15 protein-coding genes are annotated in these 15,456 nt (G+C 69.1%); 11 read left to right on the top strand and 4 right to left on the bottom strand.

Annotated elements, in window-relative coordinates:
- The first annotated feature begins 93 nt into the window (after window positions 1-93).
- Window positions 94-903 carry an alpha/beta fold hydrolase gene (locus M3195_RS03420; protein WP_285885318.1) on the top strand — a complete coding sequence of 270 codons (810 nt, stop codon included), beginning with the start codon at window positions 94-96 and terminating at the stop codon, window positions 901-903.
- Between the two features lie 162 nt (window positions 904-1,065).
- On the opposite strand, the gene msrA is transcribed toward M3195_RS03420, so the two are convergent.
- A complete protein-coding gene (gene msrA, locus M3195_RS03415) occupies window positions 1,066-1,608 on the bottom strand; it encodes a peptide-methionine (S)-S-oxide reductase MsrA (RefSeq protein ID WP_251585146.1) in 543 nt (180 codons plus the stop codon).
- A complete protein-coding gene (gene msrB / locus M3195_RS03410) occupies window positions 1,605-2,081 on the bottom strand; it encodes a peptide-methionine (R)-S-oxide reductase MsrB (RefSeq protein ID WP_251585145.1) in 477 nt (158 codons plus the stop codon). The genes msrA and msrB overlap by 4 nt, the downstream gene beginning before the upstream one ends.
- A gap of 167 nt (window positions 2,082-2,248) precedes the next feature.
- Here msrB and M3195_RS03405 point away from each other — a divergent pair, with 167 nt between their 5' ends.
- The gene (locus M3195_RS03405) at window positions 2,249-3,166 is read left to right on the top strand and encodes a DUF808 domain-containing protein (protein ID WP_251585144.1); all 918 of its coding nucleotides are present in this window, start codon (window positions 2,249-2,251) and stop codon (window positions 3,164-3,166) included.
- A 120-nt stretch (window positions 3,167-3,286) separates the two neighbouring features.
- On the opposite strand, the gene M3195_RS03400 is transcribed toward M3195_RS03405, so the two are convergent.
- On the bottom strand, window positions 3,287-4,636 hold the full coding sequence (locus M3195_RS03400; protein ID WP_251585143.1) for an HNH endonuclease: 1,350 nt from the start codon (window positions 4,634-4,636) through the stop codon (window positions 3,287-3,289).
- A 64-nt stretch (window positions 4,637-4,700) separates the two neighbouring features.
- Window positions 4,701-5,453, bottom strand: coding sequence for an SDR family oxidoreductase (locus M3195_RS03395; protein WP_251585142.1), 753 nt, complete (start codon window positions 5,451-5,453; stop codon window positions 4,701-4,703).
- A gap of 139 nt (window positions 5,454-5,592) precedes the next feature.
- Here M3195_RS03395 and sigJ point away from each other — a divergent pair, with 139 nt between their 5' ends.
- From sigJ to M3195_RS03350, 9 genes are all read left to right on the top strand, one after another.
- Window positions 5,593-6,501: an RNA polymerase sigma factor SigJ gene (gene sigJ, locus M3195_RS03390; protein ID WP_251585141.1), complete on the top strand. Its 909-nt coding sequence runs from the start codon at window positions 5,593-5,595 to the stop codon at window positions 6,499-6,501.
- Between the two features lie 86 nt (window positions 6,502-6,587).
- Complete coding sequence (locus M3195_RS03385) at window positions 6,588-7,136, top strand: GNAT family N-acetyltransferase (protein ID WP_251585140.1); 549 nt, start codon at window positions 6,588-6,590, stop codon at window positions 7,134-7,136.
- A complete protein-coding gene (gene pnuC / locus M3195_RS03380; RefSeq protein WP_251585139.1) occupies window positions 7,133-7,870 on the top strand; it encodes a nicotinamide riboside transporter PnuC in 738 nt (245 codons plus the stop codon). The genes M3195_RS03385 and pnuC overlap by 4 nt, the downstream gene beginning before the upstream one ends.
- 134 nt (window positions 7,871-8,004) lie before the next feature.
- The gene (locus M3195_RS03375; RefSeq protein ID WP_251585138.1) at window positions 8,005-9,384 is read left to right on the top strand and encodes an LLM class flavin-dependent oxidoreductase; all 1,380 of its coding nucleotides are present in this window, start codon (window positions 8,005-8,007) and stop codon (window positions 9,382-9,384) included.
- A gap of 165 nt (window positions 9,385-9,549) precedes the next feature.
- A complete protein-coding gene (locus M3195_RS03370) occupies window positions 9,550-10,170 on the top strand; it encodes an HD domain-containing protein (protein WP_251585137.1) in 621 nt (206 codons plus the stop codon).
- A 220-nt stretch (window positions 10,171-10,390) separates the two neighbouring features.
- Window positions 10,391-11,971 (top strand): ABC transporter substrate-binding protein, encoded by a 1,581-nt coding sequence (locus tag M3195_RS03365; protein ID WP_251585136.1) that lies wholly within the window; start codon window positions 10,391-10,393, stop codon window positions 11,969-11,971.
- Between the two features lie 7 nt (window positions 11,972-11,978).
- A complete protein-coding gene (locus M3195_RS17055; RefSeq protein WP_251585135.1) occupies window positions 11,979-12,932 on the top strand; it encodes an ABC transporter permease in 954 nt (317 codons plus the stop codon).
- Window positions 12,929-13,774, top strand: a complete 846-nt coding sequence (locus M3195_RS03355; RefSeq protein ID WP_251585134.1) for an ABC transporter permease — start codon at window positions 12,929-12,931, stop codon at window positions 13,772-13,774. Before M3195_RS17055 ends, M3195_RS03355 begins: the two co-directional genes overlap by 4 nt.
- Window positions 13,771-15,456, top strand: a complete 1,686-nt coding sequence (locus M3195_RS03350) for an ABC transporter ATP-binding protein (RefSeq protein ID WP_251585133.1) — start codon at window positions 13,771-13,773, stop codon at window positions 15,454-15,456. Before M3195_RS03355 ends, M3195_RS03350 begins: the two co-directional genes overlap by 4 nt.

The raw sequence follows: 15,456 nt of genomic DNA, 5'->3' as shown, positions 1-15,456 counted from the left end.
ACCGTCGAGACCCACCCCCCGCGCCGTGCGGGAGAGTGGGTCTCGACGGGACCGGTGGGTTTCGGCGTCTCGGGGCGTGGCGGACCGGGGAGAATGGATGCCGTGGCCGTCCCCCTCTCCGATCTGAACAGCATGCCCACCCCGCAGCAGATCTACGCGGCCGACGGCACCCGCCTCGCGACGTACACGTGGGGAGAGGTCGACGCCCCGGTCGTCGTAATCGTGCACGGGTTCGCGTCGAGCGCTCGCGACACCTGGGTGCTCACGGGCTGGGTACGACAGCTGACGCAGGCCGGGTACCGTGTGCTCGCGCTCGATCAGCGCGGCCATGGGCTGAGCGAGAAGCCGCATCAGGCGGACGCGTACGGCATCCGCACCCTTGCCACCGACGTCGAGTCGGTGATGGACGCGTACCTCGTCGACGAGGCGTCGTACGTCGGCTACTCGCTGGGCGCCCGCGTCGGATGGGAGGTGGTGCGCGATCTTCCGCAGCGCATCGAGCGGGCCGTGCTGGGCGGCGTGCCCGACGGCATTCCCCTCGCACGTCTCGATCTCGCGCAGGTGCGCGCGTACCTCGAAGACGGGGTCCCGGTGGCCGATCCGACCACCCAGAACTACATCGCCCTGACCGAGCGCGTGCCTGGCAACGACCTGCGGGCACTGGTCGCGCTGGCGGAGGGGCTGCGGTCGTCGCGCACGATCGATCCGGACCCGTCGAACGCGCCCGCGTCGTCGATCCTGTTCGCGACGGGCTCGAAGGACGCGATCATCGAGGCGTCTCGTGCGCTGGCCGAGTCCGCACCGCAGGGGCGGTTCTTCGAGATCCCAGACCGCAACCACTTCAACGCTCCCGGATCGCGGGCGTTCAAAGAGGCGGCGCTGGCCTTCCTCGCCGAGGCGTGACCCTCCGGGCGGCCGCCCCGCCCGCCCGGTCCCGGCCCCGTCCCCTGCCCGCCCCACCCGCACACCGCCCGCACACAACGGGGGCCGACACGCCAGATGTCGGACGCTTCGGCGGGAAACGTCCGGGATGTGGCGTGTCGGCCCCCGGAGTGGGAGGTGCGGTCAGACGGCGCTGGTCTCGCGCTTCGGCAGCACCCATCCCGCGCGCGGGAAGTGGCAGGTGTAGCCGTTGGGGTAGCGGATCAGGTAGTCCTGATGCTCGGGCTCGGCCTCCCAGAACGGGCCCTCTGGCTCGATCGTGGTGACGGCCTTGCCCGGCCACAGGCCGGAGGCGTCGACGTCGGCGATGGTGTCGCGGGCGATGCGCTCCTGCTCGGGGCTGAGTGGGAAGATCGCCGACCGGTAGCTCGACCCGATGTCGTTGCCCTGGCGGTTCAGGGTGGACGGGTCGTGGATCTGGAAGAAGAACGCGAGGATGTCGCGGTACGTGGTCTTCGTGGGGTCGAAGACGATCTCGACGGCCTCGGCGTGACCCGGGTGATTGCGGTAGGTGGCGTGGTCGTTCTGACCGCCGGTGTAGCCGACCCGGGTGTCGAGCACTCCGGGCTGGCGACGGATGAGGTCTTCCATGCCCCAGAAGCAACCGCCCGCGAGGACGGCGGTCTCGGTTCCGGGGGTGCGGGTGATGGTGCCGGTGTCGGTCATGACTGCTCCTCAGAGGTTCGGGTGGCGGTGGTGTCGAAGAGGCGGCTGTATCGACCGTAGCCCTCCTCCTCGAGTCGGTCGACCGGGATGAAGCGCAGGGCGGCCGAGTTCATGCAGTAGCGCAGCCCGCCGTCGGCCACGGGTCCGTCGTCGAAGACGTGCCCGAGGTGGCTGTCGGCGCCGGTGGAGCGCGCCTCGGTGCGGGTCATCCACAGCTTGCGGTCGGTGCGGGTGGTGACGGCATCCGCGTCGATCGGCTTGGTGAAGCTCGGCCATCCGGTGCCGCTGTCGTACTTGTCGGTGGATGAGAACAGCGGCTGTCCCGAGACCACATCGACGTAGATGCCGTCGTCGTGGTTGTTCCAGTACGCATTGCGGAAGGGCGGCTCGGTGCCGTCCTCCTGCGTCACCTCATACTGCAGGTGCGTGAGCTCGCTGATGGCCTGGGGTGTCTTGCCGTAGTCGTTCGACATGGTCTGTCTCCTTTGTCCGACGCGGCTGGCTGCGGCGTCATAGGGAAGAACAGAACGGATGCCGGATTTGGTCCCGTGGGGCTGTGAGCGCGCTGTGAGTTTCGGCGGAGTCGATAGAGTTGCTCCTCTGCACGCACCTGCACTTCGATCCCCCGGGGAGAACGCACATGTCGGTTGGTCTGCTCGCGGTCGTCGACGACATCCTCAGCGCTGCGATGAAGGCGTCGGCCAAAGCGGCCGGTGTTGTGATCGACGATGCCGCGGTGACGCCACAGTACGTGCAGGGCATCACGCCGGCGCGCGAGCTGCCGGTCGTCGCGAAGATCGCTCTGGGTTCGCTGGCGAACAAGTTCGTGATCATCATCCCGATCGCGCTGCTGCTGACGGCGTTCGCACCGTGGGTGCTCCCGTACCTGCTGATCCTGGGTGGCGCATACCTGTGCTTCGAAGGCGCCGAGAAGGTGCTCGAGTGGTTCGGCGTGCAGCACGGCCATGCCGATGAGGGCGCGCGCAACGAGAACAAGCTCGTTTGGGGGGCGGTGCGGACCGACCTGATCCTGTCGACGGAGATCATGCTCATCTCGCTCGCGAACCTCGAGGCGGGGCTCGACGTGTGGACGACCCTCGCCATCCTCGCGGTGATCGCGGTGCTGATGACGGGCGTCGTGTACGGCGCCGTCGCGCTGCTGGTGAAGATCGACGACATCGGGTTGAAGATGGCGAAGAGTCCGGAGCGGCGCGTGCGCCACACCGGCACCCGCATCGTGCGGTCGATGCCGGCGGTGTTCCGGTTCATCAGCATCCTCGGTACGGTCGCGATGCTGTGGGTCGGCGGACATCTGCTGCTCGTGAACCTGGGCGAGGTGGGCTGGCACTTCCCGGTCGACGTCCTGCACGCCGTGGAGCACGCGCTCGAGTCGGCCGGTGCGGTCGTGGTCTGGATCGTCGACACGATCATCTCGGCGATCGCGGGGCTCATCGCCGGGCTGATCATCGTCGGCATCGTGCTCGGGATCGGCCGGATGCTGGGCAAGAAGCCGAGCTTCCACGAGGGCGAGGAATCCCCCGCCGACGTGCACGTCTGAGCTCGCATCTCAGCCGGAAGAGCGGGGTCGCGCGGGCGCGGCCACACGCGGTCAGGCGGGCGCGGTCACGCGGGCTCAGCCACGCGCAGTCAGGCAGGCGCGGTCACGCCCGTCGGACCTTCAGGCGGCGATGTCGTAGCGGGCGCGGCCGCCGAGGCGTGGTGTGCGGGTGGGGTCGACGGTGGCGGGTGGGATGAGCCAGACCCGTCCGGTGGTGCCGGTGCCGTGGATGCGGATGTCCCATCCGTTGTCGTGGATGCGATGGTGACATGACTCGCACAGCAGCACCCCGTTGGCCAGATCCGTCGGCCCGGCATCCCGGTGCCACCATCGGAGGTGGTGGGCTTTGGTCATCTGTGGTGGGAGTGCGCACATGACGCATCCGCCGTCGCGTTCGACCAGCGCGAGGCGCTGCGCCCGGGTGAACAGTCGTTTCTCCCGGCCCCAGTCGAGGATCTCGCTGTCGGATCCGAGGACCACGGGGATCACTCCCCCGCTGGCGGCGATGCGCCGGCAGGTGCTGATGCTCACGGGCCGGTCGGTGCCGTCGATCGTCGCGACCCCGGTGCCGGCGGTCAGGTCCTCCAGCCCCACCCGCACGATGACGGTCGCGCCGGTGACCGGCATCCCCCCGTTGTCGCAGGCGATCGCGTGCTCGCAGATCGCGGTGAGCGCATCGGCCTGGATCATCGCGACGGTGCGGTGATCCGCGTCCCCCGCCTCCGCATCCGGCGCCTGGGTGCGCGCCTGGAACGTCGCTCCCACGAACGCGTGGATCGCCGCCGTGATCGGCGCCCCCGACGCGATATCGGTCTGCAGAGTCAGGTGCAGCGACCCGTCACGCTCGAACATCGTCAGCGACCGCTCCGACCGTGCCTGCTCCTCCCGCGGGGCGACCCCGTCCGGATCCAGCCACGCCTCCGCACGGGCGACGAGCTTTCGCACCTCGTCGAGCGACAGCCCACCCGCCCGCTCCACCAGCAACCGCTCCGCCTCGCCGATTCGCCCGGCATCCACCTTCAGCCGGGCACGGTCCAGCATCGAAACGATCACCGCCGCACCCGCCGCACTCACCTCCCCCGCGCCGAGCGCCGCCTGCACGAACGGGTACCGCGGCGGCAACGCCTCCCCCAACAGATTCGCCCGCGGCGCTGTCGCCTCACCGACCTTCACCAACCGCGACGCGTCACCGGTCGACCCTCCCGTCGTCGCCGCGATCATCGTCGCAGGCGACCGGAACCCCCGCTGCTTCGCCAAACCCTCCGCCCCGAGCTCCGGCCGCGACTCCCGCGCGATCCCCGCCGCGACCTCCGCATGCAACCCGTCCAACCGACGCTGCACCACACCGATCGCCCGATGTGCAGCCACCAGCTGCGCCCGCGATAGCTCCGCCCCGTTCCCGGCATGGGCCCACGCCTCATCAAGGCACTGCACGGCCTCGAACAGCGGCACCAGATGCGAAGAGGTCATGCCCCCAGTTTAGTAACTATGTTCGAATTCTGATCGATATGCCGGCATCCGATTGCAGGAGACTTCACTGTCGATGGTCAACGCTCCGCAGCCACTCGTCGAAAGTCTGCGTTCCGTGGATCGCATCGGGCCCGCCACGCAGCGAACCAGAGGCCAGCCCACGCCCGTACGCCCCCGGCAGCCGCACCTGCACCACTCGCTGGCGCCGACCCTCGAACGCCAGCTGCCGCCGCGCCACATCGACCAGAACCTCGTCACGAGGACCGACGAGGTCCTGTGCCCGCTCGACCGGCCCACCCTCGGCCACGCGCGCGAGATGCGCTCCGACCTCACGCGCCGCCACCGGGCGCATGAGCAGCTTCGGCACCACCGCGAACGGTCCCGTCATACCCGACAGCAGCTGCCCCGCGAACTCGTGGAACTGCCCCGCTCGGGCAATGGTGAACGGCACCGGTCCCGCCGCCACGGCGCGCTCCTGAGCCAGCTTGCCCGCGTAGTACGAGGCGTCGATGCCGTCGATGCCGACGATCGACAGGGCGACATGGTGACCCACCCCCTGCCGGCGCCCGGCCTCCAGAAGGTTCCTCGTCGCGGTCTCGAAGAACGCGGTCGCCTTCTTCGCCGACAGCGTGGTGCCGCTGTTCGAGGCGTCGATGACGGCATCCACCCCGTCCAGAGCCGCATCGAGACCCACCCCCGTCACCACGTCGACCCCGCGCGACCGCGCGAGCACCACGACGTCGTGTCCAGCATTCTGCGCCGCCTCGACGGCATACCGCCCGACGACTCCGGTTCCTCCCGCGACCGCGATCCTCATCCGCATCCTCCCTGCATTCCCGGTGCGCACTCGCGCACGCTTCATCCATATGACGCGACAGCCCGCCGGAATGTGAGGCTCACACTCCCGAGTGCCGCATCGTCATATCCTGCGAGAGCAGCACGCGAGAGGAGCCGGTGTGGACGACGATCTGGACGAGGTATTCCGCGAGCGTCGGCGCCTGCTCGCGCTCGGGTATCGCATGACGGGCACGATGGCCGATGCCGAGGATGTCGTGCAGGAGACCTATCTGCGCTGGTACCGCCTCGACGACCGGGAGCGCGCAGCCGTCGCGAACCCCGCCGGCTGGCTCACGACCGTCGCGGGGCGCGTCGCTCTCGACCTGCTCGGCTCCGCCAGGCGACGGCGCGAGCAGTACGTGGGTCCCTGGCTGCCCGAGCCCGTACCCGCCGACCTGTTCCGCGGGACGGCTCCGGCCAGGGCCGCGTCGACAGACGATCCGCTCGACCGCGTCACGCTCGACGACGATGTGTCGACCGCCCTCCTCGTCGTGCTCGAGTCGATGACGCCCGCGGAGCGGGTTGCCTTCGTGCTCCACGACGTCTTCGACGTGCCCTTCGACGACATCGCGCAGGCCGTCGGACGCTCACCCGCCGCCGTGCGCCAGCTCGCCTCGTCGGCCAGGCGTCACGTGCGCGAGAACCGCGCGCAGGCCGTGCCGCGCGCCGAGCACGACCGGGTGGTGCGCGCGTTCCAGGAAGCCACACGCACCGGCGAGGTCTCGAGCCTGCTGCGTTTCCTCGCCCCCGATGTGCAGCTGCACAGCGACGGCGGCGGCTTCGTCAGCGCAGCGCGCAACATCGTGTCGGGCGCCGACCGCGTCGCGCGCTTCCTGCTCGGCATCGCTGCGAAGCACCCGGAACTGACGCTCGAGGAGCAGCAGCTCGCGGGCGGCATCGGATTCGTGTTCCGCAACGGCTCGGCCGTGCACTCGGTCATGGACCTCCAGGTGCAGGACGGCCGCATCACCCACCTGTGGATCGTGCTGAACCCCGAGAAGCTCACTCTGTGGGGCTCCGCGAGCTGAGCAGGCGAGTCCCCCACGGAACGCCGGCACCTCGGCATCCTGCTAGCGTCGTCCTGCGCACCCGAACGCCCCCCGCAGGAGATCCGATGAGCGACCCCCAGATCCGGGATGCCGAGACGGCCGACCTCGACGCCATCACCGACATCCACAACCGCGCCGTCGTGCACACCACGGCGATCTGGAATGAAGACGCCGTCGACGTCGCGGACCGCGCCGCCTGGCTCGCCGCGCGACAGGAGCGCGGATACCCCGTGATCGTCGCCGTCGACGCCACCGGCGTCGTCGGCTACGCCTCGTTCGGCGACTGGCGCCCGCACACCGGCTACCGCCACACCGTCGAGCACTCGGTCTACGTACGAGACGACCAGCAGGGCCGCGGCATCGGCAAGGCGCTGATGATCGAGCTCATCGAGCGCGCCCGCCGCCTCGGCATCCACGTGATGGTCGCGGCGGTCGAGAGCGGCAACCTCCCGTCGATCGTGCTGCACAAGCGGCTCGACTTCCTCCAGGTCGGACGGATGCCGCAGGTCGGCGCCAAGTTCGGCCGCTGGCTCGACCTGACGTTCCTGCAGCTGATCCTCGACGACCGCCCCTTCCCGCCGGAGCTCCCCGGCAGCGGCGGAGCCGCCGAGTGAACCTCTTCGTGTGGCTCGTCGAGGCCTTCAACTCGCAGTGGGTGCTCCCCGGCGGACAGACGCTCCTCGTGCGAGAGGTCGTCGGCAACGCCTTCGGTCTCGCCAGCGCCCTGGGCGGCATGCGCCGCAAGGTCTGGGCGTGGCCGGTGGGCATCGTCGGCAACGTGCTGCTGCTGACCGTTTTCCTGGGCACGATCCTCAACCCCGATCACGAGCTGCCCCATCTGCTCGGCCAGGCCGGACGCCAGATCATGTTCATCGTCGTGGCGATCTACGGCTGGGTGCGCTGGAAGCAGGCGTCGAGCGACGACGGTCGCGTGACCCCGCGATGGGCGTCGAACGGCGCCCGGATCGGCCTCGTGCTGGCGCTCGTCATCGGCACCGTCGCACTCACTCCGCTGTTCCGAGCGCTGGGGTCGTTCGAGCCGGTGTGGGCCGACGCCTGGACCTTCGTCGGTTCGCTCCTGGCCACCTACGGCATGGCGAAGGGCTGGACGGAGTTCTGGCTCATCTGGATCGCCGTCGACGTCGTCGGGGTGCCGCTGCTGTTCGCCTCCGGCTTCTACGCGACCGGTTTCATGTACGTGTTCTACGGCGTCTTCACGGCTGTCGGGTTCGTGGTGTGGTGCCGTGCGCAGGCGAACGAGAAGCCGCAGGTCGACACGCTGATGCCGGATCCACGGCCGCAGACCCTGCCGATCCGCACCGTCCGACGACGTCGCAGCCGCCGCTGACGGATCCGGATCGCTCGACGTGCGGTTCTCACCCGCGTTCAGTCACCCGTTGAGCGATCCGACACACCGTCCGTGTGACGGCATGTGTCGGTGACACTGGCACGGAGCTGGCGGCGCGGGGTTTCCTTGACCGCATGACCCGTCAGATCCGCTTCAACGCCTTCGACATGAACTGCGTCGCCCACCAGTCGTCCGGGCTGTGGCGCCACCCCGACGACCGCTCGCGGCAGTACAACACCATCTCGTACTGGACCGACCTCGCGAAGCTCCTAGAGAGCGCCACCTTCGACGGCATCTTCATCGCCGACGTGCTCGGCACGTACGACGTGTACGGCGGCACGAACGAGGCCGCGATCCGCAACGGCGCTCAGGTGCCGGTGAACGATCCGATCCTGCTCATCAGCGCCATGGCGGCCGTGACCGAGCACCTGGGCTTCGGCGTCACCGCGGGCACCGCGTTCGAGCATCCTTACCCCTTCGCCCGTCGCCTCAGCACGCTCGACCACCTCACGCAGGGTCGCGTGGGCTGGAACGTCGTCACCGGGTATCTGCCCAGCGCCGCGCGCAACATGGGCCAGACCGATCAGCTCGCTCACGACGACCGCTACGACCACGCCGACGAGTACGTCGAGGTGCTCTACAAGCTGTGGGAAGGGTCGTGGGAGGACGACGCCGTGATCGAGGACCGTGAGCGCGGCGTCTTCACCGATCCGGCGAAGGTCCACCCGATCGGCCACGAGGGGAAGCACTTCAGCGTTCCCGGCATCCACATCTCCGAGCCGTCGCCGCAGCGCACACCCGTGATCTACCAGGCGGGTGCGAGCCCCCGCGGCGTGAAGTTCGCGGCTGAGAACGCCGAGGCGATCTTCGTGGCGGCGCCGTCGAAGGAGGTGCTGGCGGGCACGCTGAAGCGCATCCGCGATGCGCTGGAGGATGCCGGGCGCGACCGCTACGACGCCCGCATCTATACCCTGCTCACCGTCATCACCGCGGCGACCAGCGAGGAGGCCACGGCGAAGCACGCCGAGTACCTGTCGTACGCGAGCCCCGAGGGCGCACTGACCTTCATGTCGGGGTGGATGGGCGTCGACCTGTCGGAGTACGCCGAGGACGAGCCCGTGGGCAACGTCGAGTCGAACGCCATCCAGTCGGTGCTCCAGCACCTCAAGGAGGAGGCCGACCTCGGACGCGAATGGACGGTCGGCGACTTCGGACGCCACAACGCCATCGGCGGCCTCGGCCCCACCATCGTCGGTTCGGGCGAGGAGATCGCCGACGAGCTGCAGTCCTGGGTCGACGAGACCGACATCGACGGCTTCAACCTCGCCTACGCCGTCACGCCCGGCACCTGGCAGGACGTCATCGAGCACGTCATCCCGGTGCTGCGCGAACGCGGCGCCTACCCCGAGGAGTACACGCCCGGCACGCTGCGCCACAAGCTGCACGGCAAGGGCGACCGGGTGCAGGACACGCATCGCGCGGCGCGCTACCGGGTGGGCGCCCGCGTCGGCTGACCGGTCTCTTTCGGCGGAGAGGGGCACGAGTTTCGGATGCCGATGCGCACGGCGTCCGCATCTCCTGCCCTTCTCCGCGATTCGTGCGGGGCGTTGGCCGGATTCGGAGGGATGCTGTCCGCCCGCGCGCTCGCGGCATCTCCGCCAGCGAGTGAGACTGGCGCCATGCACATCGCCGACTTCCCCGTTCCCGACACCGCCGCCGCGCGCGGCGCACTCGCCCTCGCGCGGGAGTACCACTCGCCCTCGATCCTGAACCACGTCAGGCGGTCGTGGCTGTGGGCCGAGGCGTTCGCGGCCGTCGAGGGTTTCGACGCCGTCGATCACGAGCTGCTCTACGTCGCGGCGATGCTGCACGACATCGGCCTCACCCCCGAGTTCGACAACCACGCACTCGCGTACGAGCACGCGGGCGGGCACGTCGGCGTCGCGTTGACGGCCGGCGCGGGATGGGGTGCCGTGCGCCGCCGCCGCGTGCTCGACGTCATCGTGGAGCACAACTGGCCGAGCGTCGATCCGGCTCAGGATGCCGAGGGCTACCTGCTGGAGATCGCCACCGCGCTCGACATCTCCGGCGCGCGGCCCGATGCCCTCCCCGACGACTTCGTCCGCGAGGTGCTCGCCACCCATCCGCGCCTCGAACTCGCAGACGAGTTCGGCGCCGCGGTCGTGGACCAGGCCGAGCGGAAGCCCTCGTCCGCCGCGTGCCGCCTCGTCGACGGCGGCGTCATGCGCAAGCTCCGCGACAACCCCCTCGAGATGCACGCCTGGCGTAACCCCGGGTAAGAAAACACCTGATCGTGAGAGCAGGTTAAGCAATCCGTTGTGTCGCACTGAGAAGTCGAACTTTCCACTTATCTGCGGCGTCGACATAATCGATCTCGAAGGGTTCAGCCACACCCGAGATCCCCTCACCCGACGAGCAACGGAGCCGTCGATGACGACGCTCCGTGTTTCGTGACACCTCGAGCAGTGGCGCCTCGGCGCGCCATGGAAGGACTTCGTCATGCCTGCTTCACAGCACCTCCGCCGTCACGGGAGCACCTCCGCCCGCTGGATCGGCGCCGTCGCGTTCGGCGCGGCATCCGTCCTCGTCCTCGCCGGCTGCGGCGGCTCGGGCGACTCCGGTGGTTCGGGCGGCGAGGGCGGATCGCAGACCCTCGTGTTCGGTCTGTCAGCCGAGCCGGCGACCCCTATCACCGGCATGCAGCAGGGCGGCGCCGTGAACCAGCTGCTCACGATGGTCCACCGCGGACTCATGACCTACGACGAGTCGGGCGCCGTCGTCCCCGGTGTCGCCGAATCGGTCGACACGAGCGACCCCACGAAGTACGTCTTCACGCTGCGTCCGGACCTGACGTTCCACGACGACACCCCCCTCACGGCCGACAACGTGAAGAACTCCCTCGACTACTACCGCGACCCCGCGAACGGCTCGCAGCTGGCCGCCGGCCTCAAGGACATCACCGACATCACCGCCGACGGCGACACCGTCACCATCACGCTCGCGCAGCCGAACACCGCGTTCCTGCAGTACCTGGCCCTGCCGTTCGCGGCGATCGTGCCCGACTCGTCGCTCAACGCCGACACCGCGAACTGGGTCGGCGCCGGCCCCTTCGAGATGACGAACCTCGACCAGGGCATCGGCCTCACGGTCGAGAAGAACGACGACTACTACGACGCCGACGAGGTTTCGCTCGACAGCATCGAGGTGAAGTTCTACCCCGACGGCGAGGCCCGCACGAACGCGCTGCTCAGCGGTGACGTCGACATGATCGAGTACGTGCCGTGGGAGAACTTCCAGCGGGTGTCGGACGCCGGCCTCACGGTCGATGCGCAGCAGGGGCCGTTCCAGTACGTGCAGTTCAACGTCACCGACGGACCGTTCGCCGATCCGAAGGTGCGCCAGGCGGTCGCCTACGCGCTGAACCGCGAGAACGCGGTGACCGCGGCATTCCAGAGCAACGGCGCGCCGCTCGACGGCATCGTGATTCCGGAGGACGACCCCGCGTACGACCCGGAGGCCGCCGAGCTGTGGAGCTATGACCCCGAGAAGGCCAAGGAGCTGCTGGCGGATGCCGGTTACCCCGACGGCTTCTCCGCCACGCTGCTCTCGACCTCGCAGTACACGTTCCTGCAGGACAACGCGCTGTCGGTGCAGGAGGATCTTCGAGCGGTGGGCATCGACGTCACGCTCGACGCCCCCGACTGGTCGACCCGCGTCAGCAAGGGCAACGCCGGCGAGTACGACCTCGCCGTCTCGGGTGACGCCGGCGTGATCACCGATCCGTCCTACCTGCTGAACTGGGTCGTCGACAGCCGCAACTTCAACGTCGGCTGGGGCTACTCGAACGAGACGCTGCGCGGCCTGATCGAAGACGGCCTGCGCGCCGCCGACGACGACGCGGCCAAGAAGGAGATCTACGAGCAGATCGCCGACATCTGGGCCGAGGACGTGCCGTTCGCCTCGATCAACACCCGCGAGCAGGCGTACGCCTACAACGACAAGGTGAAGGGCTTCGAGACGCTGCCCGGGTTCCTCGTCTTCTACAGCTCGCTCAACCTCGCTCACGCCTCGGTGGAGTGACCCTGCCGTGATCCTCTTCATCGCGAAGCGGCTGGCGATGGGGGTGGGACTGGTCCTGCTGGTCCTCACCCTCATCTTCTCGGCACTGCAACTCGTTCCGGGCGACCCCGCCGTGCTGCTGCTCAGCACCGGTGACGGCGGGGCGCCCAGCCCGGAGGCCGTGGCGGCGCTCCGTGAGCAGCTCGGCCTGAACCAGCCGCTGCTCGCGCAGTACTTCTCGTTCCTCGGCGGCGTCTTCACCGGCGACCTGGGCGAATCGTTCCGCACCTCGCAGCCCGTGCTCGAGGCGATCGGCGCCCGCCTCCCCCGCACGCTCCTGCTCGTCGCCTACGCCACGGTCCTGTCGATCGCGATCGGAGTCGCGATGGGCGCTCTCGCCGCCCGCCGCGGCGGATGGGTCGACACACTGGTCACCGCGCTCAGCTCGATCGGCGTCGCCCTTCCGGTGTTCGTGTTCGGCGCCGTGCTGATCCTCGTCTTCTCGATCACCCTCGGCCTCTTCCCGGCAGGCGGCTACGTGGACCCCTCGAAGGACTTCCTGGGCGCGATCAAGAGCCTCACCCTTCCCGCGGTCTCGCTCGCGGTCGGGTTCGCGGCGCAGATCGCTCGCATGACGAGATCGGCCGTGCTCGAGGTGCAGACCCAGGACTGGGTGCGCACCGCGAAGTCGATCGGCCTCGCTCCGATGACGGTGTTCCGTCGGCACGTGCTGCGCAACTCCCTGACCCCGGTCGTCACAGTCGTCGGCATCGGGTTCGGCACCTTGCTCGGATCCACCGTGCTCGTGGAGCGGGTGTTCAACTATCCGGGCCTGTCGAGCCTCCTCGTCGACGGGGTCACGACCCGCGACTACCCGGTGGTGCAGGGCGTCGTGATCGTGATCGCCATGCTCTTCATCGCGATCAACATCGTCGTCGACATCACCTACGGAATCCTCGACCCCCGAGTGAGGCGAGCATGAAGATCAGCCCCCGCCTCCGTCAGGCGATCACCCCGCTCCGCGCCGTCATGGTCGTGTACCTCGTCGTCATCCTCGTGCTCATGGCCTTCGCGCCGCTGCTCGCCCCGTACGACCCGATCGCGCAGAACGTCGCGATCCGCCTGCAGCCGATGTTCAGCCCGGGGCACCTGCTCGGCACCGACGAACTCGGCCGCGACATCCTCTCGCGCATCATGTTCGGCGCACAGGTCGAGCTCTTCATCGCCCTCGGCGCCACGGTGCTCGCGACCGTGCTCGGAACCCTGCTCGGCCTCCTCGGCGCCTACTTCAACGGCATCACCGAGGTCGTCACGATGCGGCTCATCGTCGATGTCATCCTCGCCTTCCCGCCCATCGTGCTGGCGCTCCTCGCCGTCACCCTGTACGGACCGGGGCCTGTGACGCTCATCATCGCGATCGGCGTGCTGTTCGCCCCGATCTTCGCCCGCATCACCTACGGCCAGGTGCTCTCCGCGAAACGCGAGGAGTACGTCGACGCGGCCCGCACCTTCGGGGCGCCGACCGTCGTCATCCTGTTCCGCACAGTCCTCGCGAACGTCTCGGCGCCGATCATCGTGCAGTTCTCGCTGACGATGGCAGCGGCGATCCTCATGGAGTCCGGGCTCAGCTACCTCGGCCTCGGCGTCGTCCCGCCCACCCCGTCATGGGGCTCGATGGTCGCGCAGGGTCAGCGGTACCTGACGACCGATCCGCACGTCCTGCTCGTGCCCGGCGCGGTCATCGTGCTGACGATCCTCGCGTTCGGCATCCTCGGCGACGCCCTCCGCGACCTCCTCGACCCGAAAGCGAAGAAGCGCTCATGAACGAACCGCTGCTGCAGGTCGACGGCCTGTCCGTCGAGTTCGCCACCCCGGACGGCTGGCGTCAGGTCACCCACGACGTGTCGTTCAGCGTCGACCGTCGCAAGACTCTCGCGCTCGTGGGCGAGTCGGGCTCCGGCAAGTCGGTCACCGCGATGTCGATCCTCGACCTGCTCCCACCCAACGCACGGCGCAGAGGACGCATCCTCTTCGACGGCACCGACCTCGTGCCGCTGCGCGACAAGGGGTTGCGGCCGCTGCGAGGGTCGCGCATAGCGACGATCTTCCAGGAGCCGATGACGGCGCTGAACCCCGTCTACACGATCGGGCACCAGCTGATCGAGGCGCTCACCAGCCACCACGAGCTCGATCACCGGGTGGCGCGCGAGCGCGCGGTGCAACTGCTGCGTGACGTGCACATGCCGGCCCCCGAGGAGAAGGTCGACCACTACCCGCACCAGCTCTCCGGCGGTCAGCGGCAGCGCGCCATGATCGCCATGGCGATCTCTTCGGAGCCCGACCTGCTGATCGCCGACGAACCGACCACCGCGCTCGACGTCACGGTGCAGGCCGAGATCCTCGACCTCATCGCCGAGATCCAGGAGCGCATGGGCATGGCGGTGCTCATCATCACGCATGACATGGGAGTTGTCGCCGATGTCGCCGACGAGGTCGTCGTCATGAAGGACGGCCGCGTCGTGGAGGAGGCGCCGTCGGCGCAGCTCTTCAAGACCCCGCAGGAGCCGTACACGAAGGCACTGCTCGCCGCAGTGCCGCACCTGGGCAAGGCCGACGACTTCCTCTCGGCGGCCCGCAACAAGCTGCGCATCGACGGGGTCACAGCCACGACGCCGCTGCCCGAGACGGTGCTGCGACTGCAGGATGCCGTGATCCGGTATCCGGGTCGCTGGCGCCGCCCCGGTTTCCAGGCGATCAACGGCATCGACCTGGAGGTGCAGCGCGGCGAGATCGTCGGCCTGGTCGGCGAGTCCGGGTCGGGCAAGTCGACCATCGGCAAGGCCGCCATCGGACTGCTCCCGGTGACCGAGGGCATGCTCGAGGTACGCGGCGAGCGCATCACCGGGCGGCCGGGGCGTGCCCTGCGCCAGCTGCGACGGCACGTGACGATGGTCTTCCAAGACCCGGCGTCCTCCCTCAACCCCCGGCGCACGATCGGGCAGGCGATCTCCGACCCGCTGCTGTGGCAGGGACTGGTGCGAGATCCCCGGGCACGCCGGGCGCGGGCGAAGGAGTTGCTGAAGCGCGTGCAGCTGAATCCCGACTGGTCGGACCGCTACCCGCACGAACTGTCCGGTGGACAGCGGCAGCGCATCGGCATCGCCCGCGCGATCGCGACCGACCCGGTGCTGATGATCGCGGACGAGCCCACCTCGGCGCTCGACGTGTCGGTGCAGGCGCAGGTGCTCGATCTGTTCCTCGCGCTGCAGCGGGAGCTCGGGTTCTCGTGCCTGTTCATCAGCCATGACCTGTCGGTGGTCGAGACCCTGTCGAACCGCGTGGTCGTGCTGCGGCACGGCGACGTCGTCGAGGAGGGACCGACCGAAGAGGTGCTGCACCACCCGCACGACGAGTACACGAAGCGCCTGATCGCCGCTGCCCCGGTGCCCGACCCCGAGATCCAGCGGGTGCGGCGCGCAGAGCGCCTCGCGCTGAGGAGGGCGTAG

The sequence above is a fragment of the Microbacterium hydrocarbonoxydans genome, assembly GCF_023715885.1.
GTDB lineage: Bacteria > Actinomycetota > Actinomycetes > Actinomycetales > Microbacteriaceae > Microbacterium > Microbacterium hydrocarbonoxydans_C.
This window is presented reverse-complemented; position numbering and strand designations above follow the sequence as displayed.

Coding starts and splice junctions, on each gene's coding strand:
- M3195_RS03395 (WP_251585142.1), bottom strand. CDS start 5,453: ATGAGGATCGCGGTCGCGGGAGGAACCGGAGTCGTCGGGCGGTATGCC.
- M3195_RS03385 (WP_251585140.1), top strand. CDS start 6,588: ATGAGCGACCCCCAGATCCGGGATGCCGAGACGGCCGACCTCGACGCC.
- M3195_RS03420 (WP_285885318.1), top strand. CDS start 94: ATGGATGCCGTGGCCGTCCCCCTCTCCGATCTGAACAGCATGCCCACC.
- M3195_RS03355 (WP_251585134.1), top strand. CDS start 12,929: ATGAAGATCAGCCCCCGCCTCCGTCAGGCGATCACCCCGCTCCGCGCC.
- M3195_RS03375 (WP_251585138.1), top strand. CDS start 8,005: ATGACCCGTCAGATCCGCTTCAACGCCTTCGACATGAACTGCGTCGCC.
- M3195_RS03400 (WP_251585143.1), bottom strand. CDS start 4,636: ATGACCTCTTCGCATCTGGTGCCGCTGTTCGAGGCCGTGCAGTGCCTT.
- M3195_RS03350 (WP_251585133.1), top strand. CDS start 13,771: ATGAACGAACCGCTGCTGCAGGTCGACGGCCTGTCCGTCGAGTTCGCC.
- M3195_RS03405 (WP_251585144.1), top strand. CDS start 2,249: ATGTCGGTTGGTCTGCTCGCGGTCGTCGACGACATCCTCAGCGCTGCG.
- M3195_RS03370 (WP_251585137.1), top strand. CDS start 9,550: ATGCACATCGCCGACTTCCCCGTTCCCGACACCGCCGCCGCGCGCGGC.
- msrB (WP_251585145.1), bottom strand. CDS start 2,081: ATGTCGAACGACTACGGCAAGACACCCCAGGCCATCAGCGAGCTCACG.
- M3195_RS03365 (WP_251585136.1), top strand. CDS start 10,391: ATGCCTGCTTCACAGCACCTCCGCCGTCACGGGAGCACCTCCGCCCGC.
- msrA (WP_251585146.1), bottom strand. CDS start 1,608: ATGACCGACACCGGCACCATCACCCGCACCCCCGGAACCGAGACCGCC.